General features: G+C 51.1%; 24 protein-coding genes. 13 read left to right on the top strand and 11 right to left on the bottom strand.

Annotated features, from left to right (window positions below; genetic code table 11):
- Positions 1–527: 527 nt before the first annotated feature.
- The 3 genes from KTH_RS09875 to KTH_RS09865 all read left to right on the top strand — a co-directional run bounded on the left by KTH_RS09875 (position 528) and on the right by KTH_RS09865 (position 2678).
- Positions 528–815 carry a hypothetical protein gene (locus KTH_RS09875; protein WP_497618259.1) on the top strand — a complete coding sequence of 96 codons (288 nt, stop codon included), beginning with the start codon at positions 528–530 and terminating at the stop codon, positions 813–815.
- A 165-nt stretch (positions 816–980) separates the two neighbouring features.
- Positions 981–1610: an ATP-binding protein gene (locus KTH_RS09870; protein WP_497618257.1), complete on the top strand. Its 630-nt coding sequence runs from the start codon at positions 981–983 to the stop codon at positions 1608–1610.
- Between the two features lie 366 nt (positions 1611–1976).
- A complete protein-coding gene (locus tag KTH_RS09865) occupies positions 1977–2678 on the top strand; it encodes a PIG-L deacetylase family protein (RefSeq protein WP_497618254.1) in 702 nt (233 codons plus the stop codon).
- 60 nt (positions 2679–2738) lie between these two features.
- On the opposite strand, the gene KTH_RS09860 is transcribed toward KTH_RS09865, so the two are convergent.
- Positions 2739–4025, bottom strand: coding sequence for a helix-turn-helix transcriptional regulator (locus KTH_RS09860; RefSeq protein ID WP_497618252.1), 1287 nt, complete (start codon positions 4023–4025; stop codon positions 2739–2741).
- Positions 4026–4246: 221 nt separating this feature from the next.
- On the opposite strand from KTH_RS09860, the gene KTH_RS09855 reads away from it, so the two are divergent.
- Genes KTH_RS09855 through KTH_RS09835 form a run of 5 tightly spaced genes read left to right on the top strand, consistent with a single transcriptional unit; the run spans position 4247 to position 6347 of the window.
- Entirely contained in the window at positions 4247–4666 is a 420-nt protein-coding gene (locus tag KTH_RS09855) for a hypothetical protein (RefSeq protein WP_497618250.1), read from the top strand.
- Positions 4651–4935, top strand: a complete 285-nt coding sequence (locus KTH_RS09850) for a hypothetical protein (protein WP_497618247.1) — start codon at positions 4651–4653, stop codon at positions 4933–4935. The genes KTH_RS09855 and KTH_RS09850 overlap by 16 nt, the downstream gene beginning before the upstream one ends.
- Complete coding sequence (locus KTH_RS09845; RefSeq protein ID WP_497618245.1) at positions 4932–5438, top strand: hypothetical protein; 507 nt, start codon at positions 4932–4934, stop codon at positions 5436–5438. The genes KTH_RS09850 and KTH_RS09845 overlap by 4 nt, the downstream gene beginning before the upstream one ends.
- Positions 5438–5815 (top strand): hypothetical protein, encoded by a 378-nt coding sequence (locus tag KTH_RS09840; RefSeq protein ID WP_497618241.1) that lies wholly within the window; start codon positions 5438–5440, stop codon positions 5813–5815. The genes KTH_RS09845 and KTH_RS09840 overlap by 1 nt, the downstream gene beginning before the upstream one ends.
- 13 nt (positions 5816–5828) lie before the next feature.
- Positions 5829–6347, top strand: coding sequence for a helix-turn-helix domain-containing protein (locus tag KTH_RS09835; protein ID WP_497618239.1), 519 nt, complete (start codon positions 5829–5831; stop codon positions 6345–6347).
- Positions 6348–7004: 657 nt separating this feature from the next.
- On the opposite strand, the gene KTH_RS09830 is transcribed toward KTH_RS09835, so the two are convergent.
- The 5 genes from KTH_RS09830 to KTH_RS09810 form a co-directional block, all read right to left on the bottom strand.
- Positions 7005–7298 carry a zinc ribbon domain-containing protein gene (locus tag KTH_RS09830; protein ID WP_497618236.1) on the bottom strand — a complete coding sequence of 98 codons (294 nt, stop codon included), beginning with the start codon at positions 7296–7298 and terminating at the stop codon, positions 7005–7007.
- Positions 7235–7597 carry a transposase gene (locus tag KTH_RS09825; protein WP_497618234.1) on the bottom strand — a complete coding sequence of 121 codons (363 nt, stop codon included), beginning with the start codon at positions 7595–7597 and terminating at the stop codon, positions 7235–7237. Before KTH_RS09825 ends, KTH_RS09830 begins: the two co-directional genes overlap by 64 nt.
- A gap of 275 nt (positions 7598–7872) precedes the next feature.
- A complete protein-coding gene (locus tag KTH_RS09820; protein WP_497618232.1) occupies positions 7873–8166 on the bottom strand; it encodes a hypothetical protein in 294 nt (97 codons plus the stop codon).
- Between the two features lies 1 nt (position 8167).
- The gene (locus tag KTH_RS09815; RefSeq protein ID WP_497623212.1) at positions 8168–8728 is read right to left on the bottom strand and encodes an IS607 family transposase; all 561 of its coding nucleotides are present in this window, start codon (positions 8726–8728) and stop codon (positions 8168–8170) included.
- A gap of 54 nt (positions 8729–8782) precedes the next feature.
- A complete protein-coding gene (locus KTH_RS09810) occupies positions 8783–9433 on the bottom strand; it encodes a hypothetical protein (protein WP_497618229.1) in 651 nt (216 codons plus the stop codon).
- Between the two features lie 255 nt (positions 9434–9688).
- Between KTH_RS09810 and KTH_RS09805 the strand changes: the two genes are divergently transcribed.
- The gene (locus tag KTH_RS09805; protein ID WP_497618227.1) at positions 9689–10087 is read left to right on the top strand and encodes a hypothetical protein; all 399 of its coding nucleotides are present in this window, start codon (positions 9689–9691) and stop codon (positions 10085–10087) included.
- Between the two features lie 1590 nt (positions 10088–11677).
- Positions 11678–12001 carry a phosphotransferase family protein gene (locus tag KTH_RS09800; RefSeq protein WP_497618224.1) on the top strand — a complete coding sequence of 108 codons (324 nt, stop codon included), beginning with the start codon at positions 11678–11680 and terminating at the stop codon, positions 11999–12001.
- Positions 12002–14017: 2016 nt separating this feature from the next.
- On the opposite strand, the gene KTH_RS09795 is transcribed toward KTH_RS09800, so the two are convergent.
- Genes KTH_RS09795 through KTH_RS09785 form a run of 3 tightly spaced genes read right to left on the bottom strand, consistent with a single transcriptional unit; the run spans position 14018 to position 16726 of the window.
- Positions 14018–14776 carry an ABC transporter substrate-binding protein gene (locus KTH_RS09795; RefSeq protein WP_497618222.1) on the bottom strand — a complete coding sequence of 253 codons (759 nt, stop codon included), beginning with the start codon at positions 14774–14776 and terminating at the stop codon, positions 14018–14020.
- 32 nt (positions 14777–14808) lie between these two features.
- A complete protein-coding gene (locus KTH_RS09790) occupies positions 14809–16113 on the bottom strand; it encodes an ABC transporter ATP-binding protein (protein ID WP_497618218.1) in 1305 nt (434 codons plus the stop codon).
- 7 nt (positions 16114–16120) lie between these two features.
- Positions 16121–16726 (bottom strand): ECF transporter S component, encoded by a 606-nt coding sequence (locus tag KTH_RS09785; protein ID WP_497618215.1) that lies wholly within the window; start codon positions 16724–16726, stop codon positions 16121–16123.
- Between the two features lie 352 nt (positions 16727–17078).
- Here KTH_RS09785 and KTH_RS09780 point away from each other — a divergent pair, with 352 nt between their 5' ends.
- The 3 genes from KTH_RS09780 to KTH_RS09770 all read left to right on the top strand — a co-directional run bounded on the left by KTH_RS09780 (position 17079) and on the right by KTH_RS09770 (position 19921).
- Positions 17079–18020, top strand: coding sequence for an LLM class F420-dependent oxidoreductase (locus KTH_RS09780; RefSeq protein ID WP_497618212.1), 942 nt, complete (start codon positions 17079–17081; stop codon positions 18018–18020).
- A 585-nt stretch (positions 18021–18605) separates the two neighbouring features.
- Positions 18606–19058, top strand: coding sequence for a hypothetical protein (locus tag KTH_RS09775; RefSeq protein WP_497618209.1), 453 nt, complete (start codon positions 18606–18608; stop codon positions 19056–19058).
- Positions 19059–19660: 602 nt separating this feature from the next.
- A complete protein-coding gene (locus tag KTH_RS09770; protein ID WP_497618208.1) occupies positions 19661–19921 on the top strand; it encodes a hypothetical protein in 261 nt (86 codons plus the stop codon).
- A gap of 150 nt (positions 19922–20071) precedes the next feature.
- On the opposite strand, the gene KTH_RS09765 is transcribed toward KTH_RS09770, so the two are convergent.
- Complete coding sequence (locus KTH_RS09765) at positions 20072–20602, bottom strand: DUF2690 domain-containing protein (RefSeq protein WP_497618206.1); 531 nt, start codon at positions 20600–20602, stop codon at positions 20072–20074.
- A gap of 982 nt (positions 20603–21584) precedes the next feature.
- The gene (locus tag KTH_RS09760) at positions 21585–22007 is read right to left on the bottom strand and encodes a hypothetical protein (protein WP_497618204.1); all 423 of its coding nucleotides are present in this window, start codon (positions 22005–22007) and stop codon (positions 21585–21587) included.
- Positions 22008–22123: the final 116 nt, after the last annotated feature.

Here is a 22123-nt window from a genome sequence, read left to right as displayed (position 1 = left end):
CACTCAGCTCCTTCGTGATGTCCGCATCCTCTGCTTGAGAGCAAGTATACCATGTTCTTCCCCTCATTGTATAGTCCCTTCTGATCTCGTGGGCTTTTTTCAGCCATGCCCGAAACAGGCGGCAAACATGTTCTCTCCAGGGATGGTGGGTATATGCTTGAAATGCAGAGAGAAAGACGACCTGGGAACGCCAATGGGGCTCAAGCATGCAGCCTGGCCAACGATGCGTCAGCGGTTCCCGCTCATGTTGCGCTCCATGTTATCTCCCAGGCAGGGAGAGACAGAGGAACACCATGTTTCCCCTCTTTGCTGAAGGAACAAAGCACTTCTCTCTGTCTTGAAAGGAGGTGAGCAGGCAGCGAGTGCTTCTCTGTTTTTGCATTTCCCTCACATCTCTTGCTTGAGGATGGACATTACTTCCATCCTCAAGACTCGTATGCTCATCTGCGACCTGATCGTTGGGATGCGCACGGATGAGTAAAAGAGGAACCCTTCTAAAGAAGACCTGAAAAAGGAGGAAGGAACGGATGCTCAAACACAGAGCGGATATCGCGGATCACGAGACGCAACCCCTGAGTACAAAAGCCGTGCAACAGGCTCAGGTGACACGCTACCTGGATCAACATCAGCTCTCGCTGCATGCGATTGCGCGTGCAGCCGGTACCCCGCTCATGGTGGTCTGGCGCGTTCAGCATGGCAAGCCGGTCACGGAAGAGCATGCTCGCACAATCGAGTCTGCGTTCCTGTGTTTGACCGGTATGCCGTATGAAGGCAGTTTTGCGGTGTATCCAGAAGAAAGTCAGGGAACACGATGAGACGACAGAAAAAGCAACAACAGAACATCACCTCCTTGTTTCCGAAGGCCAACGACTCTACCCCCTGCCCACCAATCTGGTCTGGCCGGCCTACGATCAGCTTCGCAAGAGCAACCAGGAATTCCCCCCACACAGCGCTGCGCGCAGGGCCGGGGCATCGGATTTGTGCGGCGGGAGGTTCCGTTTGGCCATCCGCAGTTTGGCAAAGCCCTTCCCTACGTGTGCACGCGCAAAGCGCAACATCAGCGAGAGGCAGCCCTGTTGCGAGAGCTCTCGCGCCTGGACACGTTGCCGAGGTACAGGCAAGCGACCTTTGAGCATTTTGAGGCGAGTGTGCCGGGAGTGGCAGAGGCCTATACAGCGGCGCTCGCCTATGCTGAACAGCCAGCAGGGTGGTTGGTGTTGCTGGGATCCTCTGACTGTGGCAAGACACATCTGGCGATGGCGATTGCACAGGAGCGGCTGGCAGCCGGGGAGCGAGTGGTGTTTCTGACGGTGCCGGATCTGCTGGATCATTTGCGCGCGGCGTTTGCGCCCAATGCACCGGCGACCTATGATGAGCTGTTTGCGCGCGTCCGGGAGGTGGAGCTGCTGGTGCTCGATGATCTGGGCGCGGAGCATCGGACGCCCTGGGCCAATGAGAAGCTCTTTCAGCTGCTCAATCATCGCTACAACGCGATGCTGCCGACGGTGATCACCTCGAATCGGATGGCGCTGGAGGGGAGAAACCATCGGATTGTCTCGCGTTTGCATGATCGGGAGTTGGTGAGACAGGTCATCACGCAGGAGGCGTAGGATTATCGTGTGTGCCAGAGCGGCATGCAGGCAATGTGTGAGTGAGCATTCAAGCAGGATAGCGTGTAGGATTCATCTTGATCGTCGTGAATCCTACACGCAGGGCACCGGATTATTCCAGCCTCCGCGTTTTTTTTAGCTCGGTGGGTGGGATTGGCATTGGAGCGGGCGAAAAGAAAATAAGGAGGGTCACGGATGTTTGCCGCAAGCCGTTTGAGCAAATAAGGGAGATGGGCAAGCTTACGGCAATAAGGATGTGTCAGATTTGGAGGCATATCGAGATGCCAAGTTCTCTTTCAGCAGTACAAGATGATATACTGTAGTCAATTAGCATATTCTTATCGTTAGCTAGAAAGAGGGAACGAAATGGCTTCACGCGTCCTACTGCCTCCTGGCGGTGAATGTATATTGTTTGTCCTGGCACACCCAGATGATGCGGAATTCATAGCTGCTGGTACAGTAGCGCTCCTTGTTGAGGAAGGCTGTCACGTTCACTATCTCCTCGTCACACGTGGCGAGAAAGGGGCTGATGACGAAGATTGGACTCCCGAAGAAACCGCTCAGATCAGAGAACGAGAACAGCGAGAAGCTGCGAAAGTGCTTGGGGTCGAGACAGTCACCTTCCTGGATGGCTATTCTGATGGTGAGGTCGAACCTACCCTCCAGCTCCGGCGTGAGATTGCTGGTATCATTCGGCAACTCAAGCCCGATGTTCTTTTTACGCTTGATCCCTGGCGGCGTGGTGAAATTCACCCCGATCATAGAGCGGTTGGGTTCTGTACTATTGACGCGCTAGCAAGCGCTCGCGGTCGTCTTTACTTCCCTGAACAATTACGTGATGGTGTGACCCCTCATAAGATACGACAACTCTACCTGTTCCCGACTGACCAACCAAACCACTGGGTAGATATCAGTTCCGTTATTGATCGAAAAATAGCTGCTCTCAGATGTCATGCAAGTCAAACGAAAGAAGCTGATTTAGAGGCAAGGGTACGACGTAGAGCTGCTATTGCTGGAGCTGAGCACAGATTACCGCTTGCTGAAGTTTTCTACCATCGTGAAGTATAGAAATATCGAGCCTATGATCAGATCCATTTGGTGTGCAGCCTTATAGAAGGGCTGCACCTTTTATTTTCGTTGAAGCGGTTCTATGTGACCTAGCTTAACCCCTAAGTGGCGAATATAAGGACTATGAGGTTCTAAGCTTGTCAGTACCTGATAAATTTCTTCTATATTTCTATACCCTTGTAGCGAATGTACGCGCCTTGCTATATCTAATGCATCTATAGCAATCTTTGCAGAATCCTCAAGTTCCTTGCCTAAAAGAAGCATTTTAGATTCAGTTATTGAATAATGCATCACACTCGATGGTTGACCTGTATTCAAGTGCTTTTTTGCTAAATTCAAAGCACTTTGCGCGTCATTGAGTATTTTGCGGTCTACTTTGATATGAAGGTTCTTAAGTTTCTCTATAAGCTCACTCTCTGACGTATGAAACAGCGCAAAGCGAAGAAGCGTCTTCGCTCTTTCATGATGAACTGCATAGAGGTTTAAAAAGTTTCCATCCTCACCCAGAACACCCTTGTGAACGATGGCGAGTGTCTGGTTCTGCCATGCTTTGCATGCGTTTCTCTCCTTCTGGCTACCACCGGCAAAGAGAGCGTTAATTTCTGCTGCGAGAAGATAAACACTTCCCTTTACTGTTATACTTACATTATTTTCTAGCTTACCAACAGCCTCATTAATAGTTTCTTGCGCATTTTTATACTTCTTTTGTGTCAAATATATCCTTGCTAGTCTATAAAGAGAATTACACAAAGCATCGTTATCCAATTTTCTACCAAGCTCTATCGCGTTCAACACGTATTTTAAAGCTTTATTATTGTGGTTATGATGCTGCTCAATAAATGCAGAAAATTGATAATATCTTCTTAATAAGTCCTTCCAATTATTCTCTTCTATTTTAAGAGAACTATTTATAATATCTTCTAGCTCCTTTTGGTGTCTGAAAAATCTATATGTTGCTTCTGGTGTGTATCTGTCAGGGGCTTTCTGAGCGACAAGCAAGTAGTCCTCGTATAAGCCGTAAGCATTTTCTTTCAGGCGCTCTGCAACGACTTCTAGTGAGTCCAAGTAATCTTTATAACGATCACGTTCAAGACTGCGATACGTCAGCCCTAATAGTGCAGGAGTGATTGACAACAGTTTACAAAGAAGGATGCGTCTCTCCATATCTGCTATGTAATCCTGCCTTTCCCAGTAAACGACGGTTTGCTTATCCACGCCACATACAACAGCTAACTCCTCTTGACTGTATCCTAATCTCTGTCGATGGTCAGCTATAACCTCTCCCATATGCGGCAAACCGTATCTTCCCGGGGGATATTTGTCATATTGAGATACCTGACTCATCATCTTCTCACCTCTCCACTCAAATCAATAAAGTAGACTTATGAGGCATTGTAACGTTTTTCCAAAAATTAATCAAGCATACATTCTATGTAGCTTGCTTGCTTAGTTTTTATTAAAAACTTTCGCAACTAGCAAAAGCTTTGTATTGAATTTTCTTTTATTTTGAGGGATGTTTTAAGGGTGATAAACACTTCAGGGATGTTCTGAACAGAAGGAGCGATGAGATGACAAGTGACATTGTTCGTTTACAGAAAGACATTGAAGCAACATATTATGCGGCAACGTTGGGCCTGACAGGGTTGGCCGTTGGTATAAGTACGCATCAGGTCATCGAAGCGAAAGCTGAGCGCCTGGGCTTGCTTCTCGGGCAGGTACAGGCTCTTGTCGGAGAACAGCAGGGCCTGGCCATCTACAACCAGACGCTTTCCCGCATCCCTGACATCCCTTGCCGCTCTTCTATCCTCTCAACGCTGCTTACTGAATGCGGTGATACGGAAGAGGTTGCCATACTCTGCGATTGGCTCCGGGATATGTGGGAGACGATGGATCTACTACGCGAACGGTTTGGAGAGGAGACAGCGCAGAAAATCATCGCTGCTCCTCCCGTGCAGAAAGGAGAAAGGAACGGATGCTCAACCACATAGCAGATATCGCTGACCGCGAGACGCAACCATTGGCCACGAAAGCCCTTCAGATGGCCCAAGTGGCTCAGTATATGACCCGGTATCGCCTCTCCCGAGAAAAGGTCGCAGGGAGAGCCGGGGTCCCGCTTATGGTCGTCTGGCGTGTCGAGCATGGCGAACCGGTCACGGAAGAGCATGCTCGCGCAATCGAGTCTGCGTTCCTGTGTTTGACCGGTGTGCCGTATAAAGGCAGCTTTGCGGTGTATCCAGAAGAAAGGAACGAAAGATGAGACGGCAGAAAAAGCAGCGACAGAACATCACGCCCTTGTTTCCGGAGGCCAACAACTCCACCTCCCTGCCCACCACCGATCTGGTCTGGCCTGTCTACGAACAGGTCCGCAAGAGTGACGGGGCATTCAATGTCCCCCACCTGCATCTGTCGTTCAACGATGTGCGCGTCGTCGATCACATCATTGCTTCCTACTCCACGTACCTTCAGAAGACATCCCACTTAAAGCCGTCACACCGTGCCAAAATCCAGCGTCTTGGTCAGTTGCGCGCGCGATTGCACGGATTGCTCGCGTATGAGCAAAAAGGTGCCCTCTCGAGTGCGGCTCTCCTGCTGACACTCGAGGATCTGGAACTGCTGAACGAGGTGCTCGGAGCCTTCCTCACCCTCATCAAACGGCTCACGGTCCGGTCTCAGGAGCGTGACGAGCTGGTGCAGGCGCTTCGGTTCTTGCAGCGCACCATCGAAGACATGATCCAGATTCAGTTGAATGGGGTGGAGTGATGATCCGACGCATTGAGACCGATGAGGCTACGCTCGCAAGCGTCAAAAAGCTCCTGGAACAACAGCTTCAGGGAAGGAACAGTCTGATGCAAGCACCCGCTCTGTCCTTGTATCAGCGCTTTTTGCAGGATCTTGACAGGCCGGTGCCTCCCACGCTCATGGAGGTGGCAACACTCTTGAAGGAAGCACAAGAGATACAAGAGGTGTTTTCTCGCCTGTCGTGTGAAGGACAAAGAGCTGCTGAGGAACGTCTTTCAACCATTTCCAGGCAATTGAGTCAGTGGCGTTTGATGCTTGGTCAGCACTTGTTTTTGGGTGAGAGATGTCTGAGTGCAGGAAACGAGGATGTTCTGCTCCTCGTTCCAAAGAAAGGGTAAACGGATGCATGAGATGAATATCCTTCCATTGACCGTGAAGGAGCTGGGGGACGGGCGCCTGCTGCTTTATCCCGTGCAGATCAAGGCGCATGCCTACCTTGAGGTGAAGCAAACGTGCCAGCGGCTTGGGATCCAGCTTGAGCATGCTCCTGTGTCCGACAACAACTGTTATCAACTACTCTTGCCAGCATGTGCATATGCGCTCATGCTCTCGCCTGAGGAGGATGCGCGCCATGCCGTGAAATACTCCATTGCCGACGAGCTCGCGCTGCTCATCTTTTACCCTGCTGGCGAGAGACTCCCAACGTGCGCCTTCGTGCCTTCTGTCCCTCACTGGAGGCTCTTCATCAAAGAGCTTGCCTGGATCCGAGGCATGAGTGCAGCCACGCTTGCGGAGCAAAGTGGGCTCCCGCTGGCGCGCATTGAGCAATTTCTGGCTTTCCCCGACACTGATGCGTGGCTCAGTGAGCTTGAAAAGCTTGCGGGGGTCTTCCGGGTCTCCATGCGCGAGTTGTTTGCCGACAGGGACTGACCCGCTGACAGAGAACGTGCTTCTCTGCCAGCACGCAAGCGCATGGTTCCCTTCCAACGAGAAGGTTTTCCTCTTCCCGGTCGCTTGGATGCCCGAGCTGGTGAGAGCTGCTGGGGGAGGAAGTCATCTCTGTTGGCTCTCTCTCGAGCATTCCAAGCGACCGGGTACATCTAAGCGCAGCCAAAAAAGGATCAAGGGATGTGAAAATGACTGCTCTTGAAAACAGCAGGAGTGAATCATGATTGAAGATGCATTCACCAGAGACAAAAGAGAAACAGACGCGGCTCCTCTCCTTCATCCAGATGAAGAGAGAGAACTCCTGAAGCAATACCACACGCAGCATGACCAAGATGCATTGCACCAATTGGTGAAGAGCAATCAACGCCTCATTATCGGTCGTTCATCGGAGAAGACGTTACACGTCCAGCTACAAATGACGTGTATTCCGATGTCATCGCGTCAGGTATGCTGCGATAGGCCAACGGTTAGACCACTGGAAACTTGGGTTCAACCAATTCAGGCTTCACCATGCGTACAGGACTTGCGGTGCATCACGCTACATACCTCCGCATGTAACCGCGTTCTCAACATGCTGTTTTCCCTTTGAGTTTCCTCGCCAGGTAGGTTGGGTGTCCTTGAGGTCGTTTGTCCTCAACCTCATCTCCCTGCGGGAGCGATTTGGTAAGAGCCAAAGCGGCGCACGTAACTGCCATTGACATCGGCATTGATGAGCGTCCCGAACTGACTACGGAAGAGTCCGCGTTTGATGCATTTTCCTAGATAGTGCTCGCGGTGTCGAATCTCTTCACCGTCAAGGAAGCTGCACTTGCTGGTGTGGCTTTCCTCGGTGATGATCACCTGGATACCCACAAGCCGAGCTTTGTAGGTCAGCATGGCAATGAACCGGGCATGAGGCACACTGACGAAGTTCTGATTGTTGCATCTCCACATGTCGGCCTCTTGCTTCCAGTTCGGGTTTTTCCGATGACGAGCCGTCCGATCCTCTCTTGCACTAGCAAGGCAATGATCCGCTTACTGGCAGTGTGCAGGTAGTGGTCAATGCGGCGCGTGCGTCGGTTCGTGAGGGCCTCTAGCCGGTTGGAGGTGTACCGCTTCTGCTGGGAGAGAAGAGTCTGAAGTCTTGCTCGCTCTTTGTTGTACCATTGGTTGATCGACTTGACCGGACGCCCGTTAACAATGCGTGGTACAAAACCACTCTTGTTTGAGGTTAGCGTAGCTAGGTTGTTCAACCCAATATATCAAATGCCTGCATAGAGCGAGAGATCGACAGGAGCTTGCTCTGTTTCCTTTGTGTAGACGACTTCGACCACGTAATATCCATTGCGGGGATGATGCGCGCCTGCTTGACGTTCTGCTGCTTCGTCTGGATCGAGATACCCAATTGCGAGGGTTGCACGAGGCCCTGTTTCAATCCCCTTTTGCTGAGCGCCTGAATATCATAGATGAGAATGTTTCGATCCTTTTGCTTGTCCTTGTACTTTGGGAGTTTCGGGTGTCCCAAGAACTACTCAGGATGCTCACAGTACGCCTTACAGGCCGCAAAGTAGGACTTCCAAATCTTATCCAAGAGTCGCAGCACATCATTGCTGACCTTGCGTGGGAGAGCTTGATAGGCTTCATAGCGCTTGATGAGATGGAAGATTTCTGCATAGCCGAGATACTTGTCCTGATGGATGAAGGATTGTCGAACAAAGTAGTTGGCCGCATTGTAGAGGTTCTTAGAAGCAAAGGCCGCTGTATCGATAGCGGCATAGCGCGGATCGCTCTTGCTGATGACATGCTGCTCAACCAGTTGCATCCTAGCGGTCCTCCTGCTTCAATTGCTCCACCAAAGCTTCCGTCTTGCGCTTTGCACTGCGTTGCCCATAGAGCCGTGCCATGAACGAGTAGACGATTGCTCCCAGGTCGGCTATTACATCCTCTTTATCGTTCTCTGCCACATGTACCACCTCGATAGTCCGTCTCTGAGCCTCTAAGAGCGTTTCCAGATAACGAAACCCGAAACGCGTGAGGCGATCTTTATGCTCAACCACAATATGGGTAATGCTGGTATCTTTGAGGAGGCTCAAGAGCTTGGGGCGACTCTCATTCACTCCTGAGGCAATCTCCTTGATGACTTGTGCCACCGGATAGCCCCGCGCCTCACAATACTGCAGAAGCCGTTCTGCCTGCCGCTCCAGGTTTGTCTTCTGCTCAGCCGATGAAACGCGGGCGTAGATCGCTACTTTCTGGACAGGCGGGTGCGTTTCTCCCTCCTGCACAATGATTGTACCAGAGGGAGCTTGATAGCCCTTGATCTGTCCGGCCTTCCACCAGCGAAGCGCGGTGCTATAGCTAATGCCTTGTTGTTTCGCATAGATTACTCAACTTCATGGGAGAAGTAGAGCATATTTGCTAGCGTTTGACAAGGTTTGCTAGCATTTCTTGCGAACGTTTCTCACACCGATGGGGAAGTTGAATCCTCCTTTGTCTGGGTGAGTCGCTTTCGATGTTTCATGTATGATTTCCATCGTTAGCCCCGCTGGTCTATCATTACCACCATCAGCGCCGCTTATCTTGAATACTTTGGCATCCAGGGATGTGTCGCCATCGCCAAAAGCGAGCGGAGGCAGGTTCTCACCCCTGAGGGTTTCACCATTCTCATTCAGATCCTTCTTCAAATCCCGTAGTCGGGAGGAAGGCAGTTCCGACAGCTGGGGTTCCCGCGCCGCTTCTGGAGCCATGTCGCAGGCTGGTTTGCGGGAACCTTCGTTTGTGTGCTCTTTTTCGGCTTCAACATGCCCCCTTTCTTCGGTGACAATGCGGTCAACCCGCTTGCCACGCCGTACGGAAACCTCAGCACGAAAGAGTGGGAGCACCAGGTTCCCGCGGAATGGGTCATCGTGTATCATGCTGACAGATATGTCGTTTCGAGTATAACGCATATCGGTAGCAAACACAAGCTCTTGTGGCGTGCTGCCTGGTCGTGAGGCGGAAACAGGCGCGTGGAAAGGCAAAAACAAGCGGGCATTGTTCCAGGACATTCCCCTGAGTAGCTTCTTGTTCAAGAGCTTGAAGGCTTGCATCACGTCGGTTGTGCTTCTTCTGTCTGATCTTCTTCTGCATGGGAAAAGGTTCAGCTTGCTTGATACAGACCATCTCAGCCAAGCAGCCTCTGAAGTACAACCTCTTCTAGAGAGAAATACCTGTTTCCCAACGGACTTTATCCCAGGTGTCATGATCAAGCGAGACTTGTCTTTGAGAGAGGGATCAGGGTACTTATCAAGCATATCTCATCCAATGGGGAGAAGGAGCACATTGGTGATAAAGCAAGCGACAAAGTGGAGACGTCATCGCTGGTTACTGTCGTGCGTAGGGCGGCTCTCTTCATCCTCTTGCTCGGAAAGATCGTTTCCGCGTGGCATGAGATGAGAGGGTGCTGGCTTCGCTTTCAGGAGGAGGTGATGGACAAAAAGATCTCCCAGATGCTGGCGCCTGGAAGCAGGATCATCGAGGAGGATGGGACGGAAACGGGAGAGAGGGGGAGGGTTCCGGTTTCTCAAAACCGGAACGTGGGTGAGATTGCAGGAGCAGCAAAAGCAGAGAAGGAAATCGTGGGAGCGAGCCAGCTGAGGGAGGTGAGAGGGAGTGACAAAAGCTGGCACTCATGTGTATGTATGGTTGTTTGCTGCGTTGTTCCGGGTGGTCTCCGTCAAGGTTCTGTCTGTGGCCAGCAGTGATGAGGCTGATGGCACGCATGATGGCATTCTGACGTGAGACAGCCGGATCGCGGACAACGTGTGCAGGGAGCAGCAACGTGATGATCCGGTGGTGGCATGCGGAAGAGAACCGGAAATGGGTGCTCGTGCGCACAGGAAGCAGCTGGCTAAGATCCGGAGGAAAGAGAGAGGAGGTGAGGCTCCATGAGTCTGCTGTTTGCCCTGTCGTGTGAGCTGACGCTTCTGTCTGTGTGTCGAAGGAGAGAGGAGCAGCCACATTCCTGTAGAGAGGTCGGGTGCAGCGTGAAACCAGCAGGATGGGGAACGTATCAGGTGGCAACGGCCCATCGGAGGTGTTGGGAAGGAAAGCGTTGCCGAGGTACGGACACGGTGAACAGAGGGTGCTTTCCAGTCGGCAGCAAAAGAAAAAGCCCCGCAGGGAAATCTTCCCTATGAAGCCGAGGTGCTTCTATTCCTTTTATGGGGGCATTGTAGCAGACTATTATATCAATTGGTGCGTTTTTAATTTGATTAAATATCCACCGTTATTACTCATCAATATTTTTGAACCTTTCTGCTGTCAGATTCAATAATCCCTAGAAGGTGTACCCTGCTGAATCATTTCTCGTCTATGATAATTCCTGCGTTATTCGTGAATATAAAAAGTGATGTTAGACTGGAATTGGGCCAATTGATCAAATTCAGCATCCATGCATTCATTATAGGTAATTATAATTAAAAATATTATAGTACTGCATCTTCTATTAATATGACATATAAAATAAGAAATTCCGACAAGGAAAAGCATAAAATTTTCTAAAGTTATCCAAAAAGGTTCATCTAAAGAAAAACAAAACATAATAAGATTTTTATATAGGAAAATAATTAGATTATAAAGTTAAATAGGATAAAATGGCTTAGAATAAGTTAAATGAAATTGAGATGCACAATATATTTTTATATGTATTTAGTGAAATTTGTTATTAGGAAAAGGGTTACTTATGTATACTGTATGATATTACAGATGCAGGATTTCCCTGTTTCTGTTGTTCTCATTGAAAGATGAAGGAGAAGCTGGTACATGATCGATGGAAACTGGTGCGTCTGGTGAAAGGGCAAGTCATCCTCAGTGATGGGAGAGAGACACCAGTCTTTCTCCGCTTCTCTCGGAAAAGACAGACAAGAGAGCAATTTGCTCTTGCAAACTAGCGGAGCATGGCGTTCCCGCACCGCGCTTTTTGGAGTTGCTTGATACTGCTCATGGCTCGATTCTCTAGCAATCCTACGTAGAAGGTGTGGATCTTGCCTGTTTTCTTTGTTCTCTTCCTGCAAGACCACCTTTACCAGGTCCTCCGGTTTCGCCACACCCTGTTCTACAGAGAGGTTATGGTCTTTTCTTCGAGATTTGGGAACGACAGTGCCCAGGATGCATCATATTGATCTGCAATACTTTGGTCATCCGACCCAATCTGATCCTAATCCTCACCGGAAAATGCTCGCCTTTTTACGGTGCAAGAGGTGATGTATGCAAGCGAACGGTGTTATGAGAAAGGATGGCTCGTAGAAGCACAAAAGTGCTCTCTACAGAGGTGGCTCCAAGAGTAATGCAGTGTGACTGATGAACAAGAAAAGCCTTGTTTGGTTCATACCGATTTGCATCCTGGCAATATCCGGCTTCGAGAAAATGATTTCGCTCTTGCAGGTGTATTGGATTTTGAGCATGCAAAAGGATGGCTGGCAGAGTATGATCTTGCATTATTACATTGGCATTTGGGGGAAGATTTGTGGCCAGCTTTTCGAGAAGGGTATGGAACGTATTCTCCGAAACGGCTTCGGCTCTTTGAAGTGATCAAATTGCTGATGATTATAGAAGGCAGGGATCTCCAACACCTTTATGGAAAATGGGCCTGTGAGAAATTAGCCACACTCTTCTAGTGCGTGTTTGCAAAAGGACAAAGCTAGCGAAGAATGGATGCGAGAAAGCCATTAACTCGCTTGACATCTCAGGTGGCAATGCAGTGAGCCGGCTCAAGCCGGTTCATAGTACGCTCAATGCGATGACACTGACAGGTAAAACCTGTCAATCAAAATGCTCTGTTTTCTGCGAGTAGCGCACCGATGAAGCATGGTGAAGCGCACTCCATGCCGACGCAGAAAGGAAAGGGGGCTGCCTCTTCTGTTTTCAGATGCGACGTGGTTGGTTGTGCCTTCTCAGGCTGATAGAGATTGAAGTATAGCTGTGTGTTTTGAATGCCTTGCTCGTACCTGGTAGAAATATCCATTTCCTGGTATATGGCCGAACAAACTTCAACAAGAGCTCTATTAGGATGTGTTCTAAAACAGCGGAACCACTCTGTAGCTCTGCATGATTGTTGATCACCTGTCCGGTAGGCTCTGTTCAGGCACGACAAGCGTATGAGCTTGGCAGGTTAAAACGCGCCATCCGATGCCGATAGGTGCTGGATATTATAATGCTCACAAGTAGGTACATACTGCTGTTGATCGAATCAAGTATGCAGCTGTTGGAGCCAAAAAGCGTACGAGCCAGTTAGCAAAAGACCAGTTCGCGACAAGCTAACCGAATACCGTCACTGTCTTGGCAGGTGGTGATACGCCTGCAAGCGGAGTATGAGACCTTACAGCAAGCACATTGCGACAACAGACAGAAGCGTTTCAAAAGCTCTATATTGAATATTCAGATGGTGAAGGGGTTCATCTCAAGCAGTGTGGAATAGGTCTATGTCGGACACGTTCCCTTCGCTTGGTGAAAACGAACTTGCAGCATTTCTTCACTGACCCTCAGTCTGCTTCGTCTTGATGGACATCTTGCAAAAGTTAAGGAAAAGAAGCACAAGATACGCGCTTAACGATAAGAGATATGAACTCTATTGCTGCCCATCATCTCGTTTCGCAGGACAGACCCACTCCATTTCAACATACACCATCTTCCTCCAATGGCTCTTTGATTTCTCGCAGGTACCTGGGCTATACTCGAAGCAACGAACCAAATTATTGACACGCGATGACGCATTGTGCGGGAACATGGTGGACCCATGTTCTCGTGCAGAGGTTCCCGCATGGCTTGGCAGGCTGATTGAAGGCATTTTTCTCTAACTAAAAAGAGGTCGTTTTTTGAGACCCAAACAGGCCAAGAATCGGCGTTCCTGTGAACCGATTTATGAGAGTGCTTTCAGCGCGACGCGGAAACCTTGCCCGTTGAAATCCCCCTTCTCCTGAGTGAGGGATTTGAATATCTGGCAGAAAGCTATCAATGCCATCGATACCAACATCAAAACGCCGGTTCTCCAGATCGTGGGATGTGAACGTCACCCACGATCTGCAATCAGTCCACGCTGCTTCAGTTCTCAAAGCGGTGCTTGGGCGAAGCACTGAATTAGGAGCAAGCATCACTGTTCTCTTCTCTCTGCTGCATGTCACTTCACTGCTCGCTCCTTCACCATCACAGATCCCTTCGCAGAGCACAGAGTTGCATGTTTGGCTATGGCACAAAATTCCACTTCCTGCTTTTTTCACTGAACAGGTCAAAGTGTGGGAAACATGAGTAAGGAACTGTTCCCGCCAGCTTCCGTTCTGCTCACTCTTCCTGCTTCTATTACGAAGTCATATTGCTGTTGTTCCTTATATCTACCAGAGGAATTTGTGTTTGTATCAGCTGATTATTATTTATAACATTGTATTTTACTATATAAAATGTTTATGTTAAAATTATTGTAATTTTCTGGGGTAAAATGTTGTGCATTATGTGTTACTGATACTCGGTCCGAGAACTTTCTTTTTGCCGATCCGTTTGCTAGTGCCTATGAGCGCCAACCTTTGAATGAAGCATTGAAACTAAGCATGAGAAGTAAGCTGCAAACTTAGCAGCTATAGACTATGGGCGAACGACAGCGACTGCATCGACAGAAGACCGCTAACGCGCGAGAGTCGCCGTCACTTCAGCCGAATCCCTCTAACGTCGCAATATTCAGGATAGCTGTGGAAGGCATAGCCGCCGATTTTGTTTCGGTTGTACACCGCCACTTCCTTCGTATACGAGATCAGCACGAAAATCGCTTGATCGTGAATATGGTTTAAAATCAAATCGTATTTTTTCCGGATCTCCTCCTCGTCGACGGCGGCGTTCAACGAGCGGATCAGTTCCCCGCCGTTTTTCACCGACAACAGCGCCTGAACCAGTACTTCATCCCGCATTTGGGCGTCCGGATTCATGTTGGTGATCGACGTGTAGGGATCGTAGGCGATGCCGTACGTCGTACTGAAGGCGATCGCAAACCCCCGCTTCCGCAATTCGGCGAAATAAGCGGTCATTTCCATACCGCGCACCTTGATCGCCATGCCGATCTCGTTCAACTGTGCGGATAAGGCGAGGGCGATATCGTCCACGATCGCGCCGCCTTTTCGGTACACGATTTCCCCCGCAAGCCGGACGCCGTCCTTCTCACGGATCCCGTCCCCGTCCGTGTCGACCCAACGGGCGTTTTCCAGTATGGACTTGGCTTTTTCTTTGTCGTAGGCATGTGGGGCAATCTCAACGTCGCTAAAGGGCATCGACGGGTCAAACATGTGATCCGCCTTTGCCTGAACCTGATACTCGATCAGGCGGTACTCCTGCCGATAGTTCTTCCCAGGTTGGTTACAGCTACACGCAAGCGGGCAGTCCAGCTCACAGTAGTGGCTCTGCACGCGCACATGATGCAGTGCTCCATCCTGCGCACAGAAGGTCACACAGTCTGATCCGTCCTCCGTACACACCTCCTGCGCTCGGTGATCTCTGCCGCCGATAGGCCCATCACGCGTAAACCGTAGGCGATCTCATCAGCAACCGACTCGGTGATAAACTGGTGCTCGGGGTTCTGAAAGACATAGCCAACATGATGCACCAGCTCGCGTGCCGGGATACGAGTAATGTCCTTTCCTTGCAGCCAGACACGTCCCGCAGGCGGGTGCAGAATATCAACCAGATGATGTGCAAGCGTCGTTTTGCCCGCACCATTCGAGCCAACCAGCGCCAGAAAATCGCCCTGAGGCACCCGCAACGAGACATCATGCAGAATCTCTCGGGAAGCCACCCGATAGGACAGATTCCGCACCTCGATTGCAGCCTGCTCGCTCTCCTGCGTTAGCACAGGGGAAACAGACTGCTGCTCGACAGGTTCCGCACCGATTCGTTTGCGGTTGATCGCTTCCTCGGCCTCATCCAGCGTCAGCGGGAAGGGATCAAGTACAATCCCCTCCTGGGCAAGTCGATGCGCCAGTGAAGCCACCTGAGGCACCCAGACCCCATGCTTCTGCAAAAGCTCCATTTGCTCTCGGAAGACCGTTCGTGGCGCCCCATCCGCCAGCACTACGCCCCCTTTTCCCAGTACCACAACCCGATCAATCAGGTCCATCAGATCATCAAGCTTGTGCTCAATCAGGAGAATGGTATGCTTCTTCATCTCCTTACATTGCCGCAGAAGCGCAAATACATCCCGGGTGCCTACCGGGTCCAGATTCGCGGTAGGCTCATCAAAGAGCGGGACAGAGGGCTCCATCGCCAGCAACGAGGCCAGCGTCACCCGCTGTTTCTCGCCGCCGGAAAGCTGCTCAACGCGCCGGTAGCGATGCTGTGGCAGACCAACCTGAGCCAGCGCCTCTTCTACCCGTCTGCCCATCTCTTCAGGAGAGAGACAGAGATTCTCCATACCAAAGACAATCTCATCTTCAACGGTCAGCATGACAAACTGTGCATCCGGGTCCTGAAAGACGATCCCGACCCGCCGGGCCAGATCAACCACTGATGCCTTCTGTGTGTCCAGTCCATCAACCCGCACCCGTCCCTCAAGGATCTTGCCAACATTGTGCGGGATCAAGCCGTTGAGCGTCAGCGCCAGCGTGCTCTTTCCGCTCCCGGAGGCCCCGAGCAGCAGCACCGTTTCACCTTCGTGCAACTGTAGATTGACCTGCTCTAAGATTGGTCGTTTGCGCCCCGGATACTTGACAGCCAGGTTCTCAACCTCGATCAACGCCATAGCATCTTCACTCACTTCCGCGCTAAATCTCTTCGAGATCCTTGCGAATGGTCCCGGCAAGCACGCCCGTACGAGCAGCAGCATCGCCAAGATATTTCGCCACAATACTATTGATCGTACTACTGACGATGGTCACGACAATCACGCCAATCAAGATCGGCAATGCCAGATCAAACGATGTGGGGTAGAAGATAAGATAAATAATCAACATGGCAACGCCGCCCGCCGCACCGGTCAGTGCCATAGAAGGCAAGCCAAAATGGCGATAGCGTGTCCCGACAGCTACCCCGATCTCTCCGGCAAACGCGCAAAGCAGGCCCGTAATCATGATCGAGGGACCATACGGAGAAATAGGAAGCATCACCAGACAGTACAGCAAGGCAATAAGAAATGCTGCCCCGGCCCGACGCAGCGCGTATGCGATAAAGAAACAGGGAAGAATCATAATTCCGATCCAGGCCCAGGCGACAATCACCCCCAGAACAATGGAAAGCAGATACACATACATCAGTGCACCAAGCACAATACCAAAAACAACGCCGACAGCGGCAAGAACCAAAATATCGCGAGTGCTCCAGGCCAGCCACCCGAACCTTTTCCTGGGCTGCTCAACAGGCTGTTCGCTCATTCTTTCTTCATTCTCCTCTGTTTAACGACTCTTATTAAGAGCAAGAAGTCGTAATTCCCATCTCAGATATCAGCCATTTCTGATATCCGACCTTTTTAATAAGATATTAGGGCATGCTAATATCCTTTGTCAAGAGCTCAGCCAGGAAAAAATCTGAAAGATATGGCGCTCTCACTCCCTCGCCCCTTGATCCTTTCAAAGCGCTTCTCATCTTGCTCCGCGGCAAAGACGGGCATCAAAAAAAGCAAGCATGCGTCATTTCCAGAAATAGTTGCTTCAGGCGACCTGAACATCATTTAAGGTAGAATGCATAAATATATGCCATTTTTCTTCAGGGAGAGAGGAGAGAGGTATGTCCATTCAGCTCGGGGTCGTCCTTCCGCTGCTCTGGAAGCCAGATCTACCTGTAGAGGCCTGTGAACATATTGTCCGCGTCGCGCAAGAAGTCGACCGCTCAGGCTTTGCCTCGCTCTGGCTTGAAGATCATCTTATTTCCCCTGTTCAGCCAGAGCAGGCGCTTTTTGAGTGCTGGATGACTACAGCAGCACTTGCCCGCGAAACAGAGCGTATTCGCATTGGACAACTTGTCACCTGCAATAGCTTTCGTCACCCGGCTCTGCTGGCAAAAATGGCAAGCACGGTCGATGTGCTGAGTCATGGACGGTTGACCGTGGGGCTGGGCGCAGGCTGGTTTGAACGCGAGTACCGCGCATATGGCTATGAGTATCCAGACACATCTGAACGCGTACGCCAGCTTCGCGAGGCCGCTCAGGTGCTGCTAGCCCTGTGGACACAGGAAGAAGCAACCTTTGAAGGGAAATATTATCGGCTCCGCGGGGCGATCAATCAACCCGGAGGCGTACAACAGCCCCATATTCCCCTACTGATTGGAGGGAAGGGAGAGCATGCAACCCTGAAGATCGTCGCACAATATGCCGACGCCTGTAATTTTACCCATCTTTCCTATCCCTCACCAGAAGAACTACAACGAAAACTGGCCCTGTTGCGCACTTACTGCGAGGCGCTTGGACGCGATTACCGCACGATCAAAAAAACACTCTTCATGCAAGGCGTCGTGGCAGAGACCGATCAGGAAGCCGAGGCTCTGGTGCGACAAGAATCGGGCAAGTTCACACCAGAGGAAATGAGGGTACGCGGCCTCCTCGGCAGTCCCGAGACCATCCGTTCCCGCTTAACAGAACTCGAACAGGCAGGGGTTGAAGAAGTCATGGTCGTACTGCGCGGCGTGACCACCCTTGAGCCGCTTCGCTTGCTCGCGACCTGCCTCCCTTAGTGTGTATCGGGGAAGACCTCAGCCAAGAGCTTCCCCAATCTTATTACCTCATTTCTCTTTTCGCCGAACCCGGGCCAGCTGTTTCATTTCCGGAAAAGCACCTGTTCCGGCTTTGTTCCGATTTTTGGAATCCAGAACAGGCCGTGTCCTCTTTCCGGTTCGGAGGTGCCTGCTGGATGGTATCCGTGTTTTGGAATCCGGCACAGCATCGGAACACCAATGCGATAGCGACCAGAACGACACGTCGGAGACGAGATATGTTGGCACTCTCCAAACCACCACACACCTCATCCTCCATCCCTCCCATCTCGTAGACAGAACCTCGACGGATATCACCCGGAATGGCTCAGAAATATCCACACACACCTATGAGTGCCAGCTTGGGCCACTCCCTCTCCCACCTCTCTCCTGGCTCGCTCCCACCGTTTTCCCGCTTCCCTTTTTGACATCCGCAATCTCACCTGCTTCCCGGTTTTGAGAAACCGGAACCCTCCCCCCTCTTTCCCGTTCTCGTTCCATCCCCCTCGATTATCCTGCTCCCAGGTGCACATTGCACCTCTCAACATACCAAAAAAGGAGAATCTTATGAAACACTTGCTGCTTCCACTCTGTGCTGTTGTCCTTGCTATCGGAGCTTTCGCCATTCTCCCCGGCTCAACGGCGCTTGCTGCTTCCGCTCCTACCGATACCTGTACCACCGATGACAATGTCATTCGCCTACGCACCTCATTGCAGGGCCTGCTCCCGACCACCACCATCACGATCACCCCCTGCGCAGCCCATGCCCTGAACCAGCAGCAACCCCTTACTATCGACAACGATGGAACCTTCCCTGCCTTTTCCTCTCCCTGGCTCCCGCTGTTCTTCTCCAGGCTGCTCACGCCACACGCTTCCACCATCTTTCAAACCCTCCACACCTGTTCACATCCCGAACAAGGCGTCTCCTTCTCTATACTCCTACCAACTCTCATGGGAACCCTCTCCGGTCCTATCTCCTACCTCCAGGCAACTCACCCCACCTTCTCCTGCGTCTCCTGATCTTCCTGCTGGCTCCCCTTTTCGGGGAGCCTCTTATCCAATAACGGCATTTTCTCCGATGTTCTTACACCTACTTCTTCTTTACTCATCCCAATTTCTGCTTTCCTTTCTCCCACATTACAAAACAACAAACATCTATACTTCCTTTAGAACGCTAAAAAATTTTGAAATAATGCTCTCATTTCATGATCCTGTTTCATCTTTCGCTCACTACTTATCCACCCTGGAGGAGGTTTCTTATGCACTGCTTCCCGAGACTCTCAGCTCTGGCCTTACCAGCCAGGCTGCCTTTTTTTTCATGTATCCTCACACCCAACCCTCTCTATTCACCCTCGATCACCGCCTATACATAGCAAGGAGGGCCTCTATGTCGCACTATGACTAATCACACCGGGCCAGGGAAAAGACTGGCCCTCTCACCTCTTTCCCAATACCACCTCTATCTCTCCGTTCTCTTCCGGTTCCTTCCCACCTTCTTTCCCCACTCACCAGCTACACTACCAACGGTGCACACCCATTGTGCCCGCACATTTCACCTGAAAGGATGTAACGATGTCTCACTACGACGAAGACCACCACCATACCAGAAAGGAACTGATCGCATGACTCTTGTACGCCGTTTCTGGCTCGCCCTGGCCATACTCGCTCTGCTCTCTCTGGCTCTCATCTTTTGGCTCACCCTCACGCCACGGCAGCCAGCACCTTCCATCGCTTATCCTACCTCTCCAGCATCTTCACCTACCATCACACCCGCGCCAACACTCTCCCCGATGTTGACACGTCCTTCTACCTCAACACTACCTGAACCAACTCTCCAGGCTTATCCTCACGACTCCGAGCCACAACCCGCCCCTCGCTTCTAGCTGAGCGCCTGGACAGCATGATAAAGCCGGTGGCCCTTTGCGGGTACACCGGCTGCTCATTCTGTCCTCAAAAAGGTCTTCTCTCCCCATCATCGCGGAAACAGGGTAGCCAGTCTCCGCTTCTCCAGACACAGGGAACAGATGACCAAATTACATAGCCCACTCCCCCTGGGGGATCGAGGCCTTAATCTCCCTTCCATCATCGCTCCAGAGCCACCCTTCCACCCCGATCAAAAATCCATGCCGCTCCACTGTCACCATGACACTATAAACCCCTCGACTTCCATCCTCCTCGTTCCACGACACGCCTCCCTCAACCTCATTCGCAATCCGCAATCTCGCCCCTCCCTCCCCTCGATAGTCCCACAATCGCCCCCAACTCGTCTGGCACCACGGCGAATAGCGCCGTTCCAGACGACCCACCGTTTTTCCATCCAAAAGAAAAGTGGCGACGCCAGTCGTTTGCGCGTCAACCGCGCACCCCTGTGTCTCCGGATCCGTATACTCACAATGCATCACACTCAGCTCCTGCGCACACGTCACATCAACATGCGCCTCCACACACACTTCTCCCTGACGACACTCTCCCGCCGCATGTGCCACAGCGCTCCCATGCCACAGGATTCCCCCTCCCATCATCACAACGAACAACAGACCAAACAAGATCATCAAACGCTTCATAGAAATAGCCTCCTCGTGTTTTCTTCCAGTATTCCAGCTTCCTCCGGAGCAGAACCGGAATCGCCCCCGAAATCGCCCAAAACACCACGTTTTTTGTATAATTCGTACGGTCATCCTGATGCCCCACCCCAAAAAAAAGAGAAGGCGGATTTTTCCACCTTCTCAGCATCTCATCCTTCATACTTCGCTCGGGTCCCGCTCAGGAGCGCATCCCTTCCCTTTCGTATTGTTTCGCATGCGTCACAACACCCTAGCACAGACCAAGCATGGTCTCACCTCAGGAGTGAACGAGACTTTTTTCGCTTCGCTGTGCAGCCCTTGCCCCCGGCATTCCCGACGCTGCCCCATTGCAGAAACTGAATCAAACCAGTCGGGCGAACTGGCCACTTTCGCATAACTGATGCAGGAGCTGACACAGTGGCTAACAACAGAGCAGGACTCTATGAGATCCTGGATATCACAGCGATGCCGACCCGCTGTGCCAAACATAGGGAGCATGCTCGATAGCCTGAGACAGGATCGGTGAGCCACTTACACCTGTGCTAATATGAAGGGACGATGTCAATGTGTGCTGTCACAACTCGCAGAGCCATTACCAGGTATGGTCTTGCTTCGATGCATCGATTGCGTGCCAGAAGACCCCTGAGCTTCAGACATGGGGAGTCGTCACCGTAACGAGCAAGCCTGCTTGAGACCTTCTGACAGGCTCATCAGACGCCCCATGCCTGTCAGAGGGGAAAGAGTGCGCATAGGGCCTCTCTGACACGGTTTTGCCGAGGTGCGCAAGCAGCAACAGCTTTACCAGATGGTGGTATGCAGCTCGTGATACTTCCCCAGTCCGTGATACAGGCGTGACTGTCCCGGCATGCTGCGTGCCTTTGCCAGGCTGCATGGCCTCTTTCACCTCCAACAGGAGCGTTTTCGTGCTTACCTGCCCGCCGGCGTTGTACAATACCTGTCTCTAGTTCAATGCGCAACCCCGTTATCCGTTGTTGGCTTTTGCTGATGGGTTCGTGTCGTCCCTATCCTGATTCATACCAGACATTTGAAAGGAGCCATCTCCATAAAGGATCGTTGCCGCCCCCGTCAGGGAAATCACCTCATTATCTGGTAAAGAAATCAAGGTATATTCATCAATTGCGTAGGATGCCGCTATGTATTCATCAATCTCATTGCTTCGAGCATAAATACATAGTACCCTGAGCGAAGAAGATACAGGGAATTTTACCCTGTACGTGCCCTGTATTTCTTCGCCGCTTAAACGGGTGAGCTTTCCTCGCTCTAACAGGTAGATGTTCACCGGTTCATCATCATCATGTCCAATAGAGATTTGCACCTCTTCTTTAGAGATAGCTACTTTCCCGTAAAATAGATAATCCATATTTCCTCCTTTGATATTCTCCATACCATGATTGTTCGCTTCATACCTTACGTTCGCTCTGCGGTTCCATACGAAAGTCGAGGCACACTCACGTCCATTCTTCTCGCTCCCATTCCTCTCATCAGCGTCCATTAAGAACG

This window comes from Thermosporothrix sp. COM3, assembly GCF_059696735.1.
Note: the sequence above shows the minus strand (reverse complement) of the source record. Positions and strands in the feature narration are given on the sequence as shown.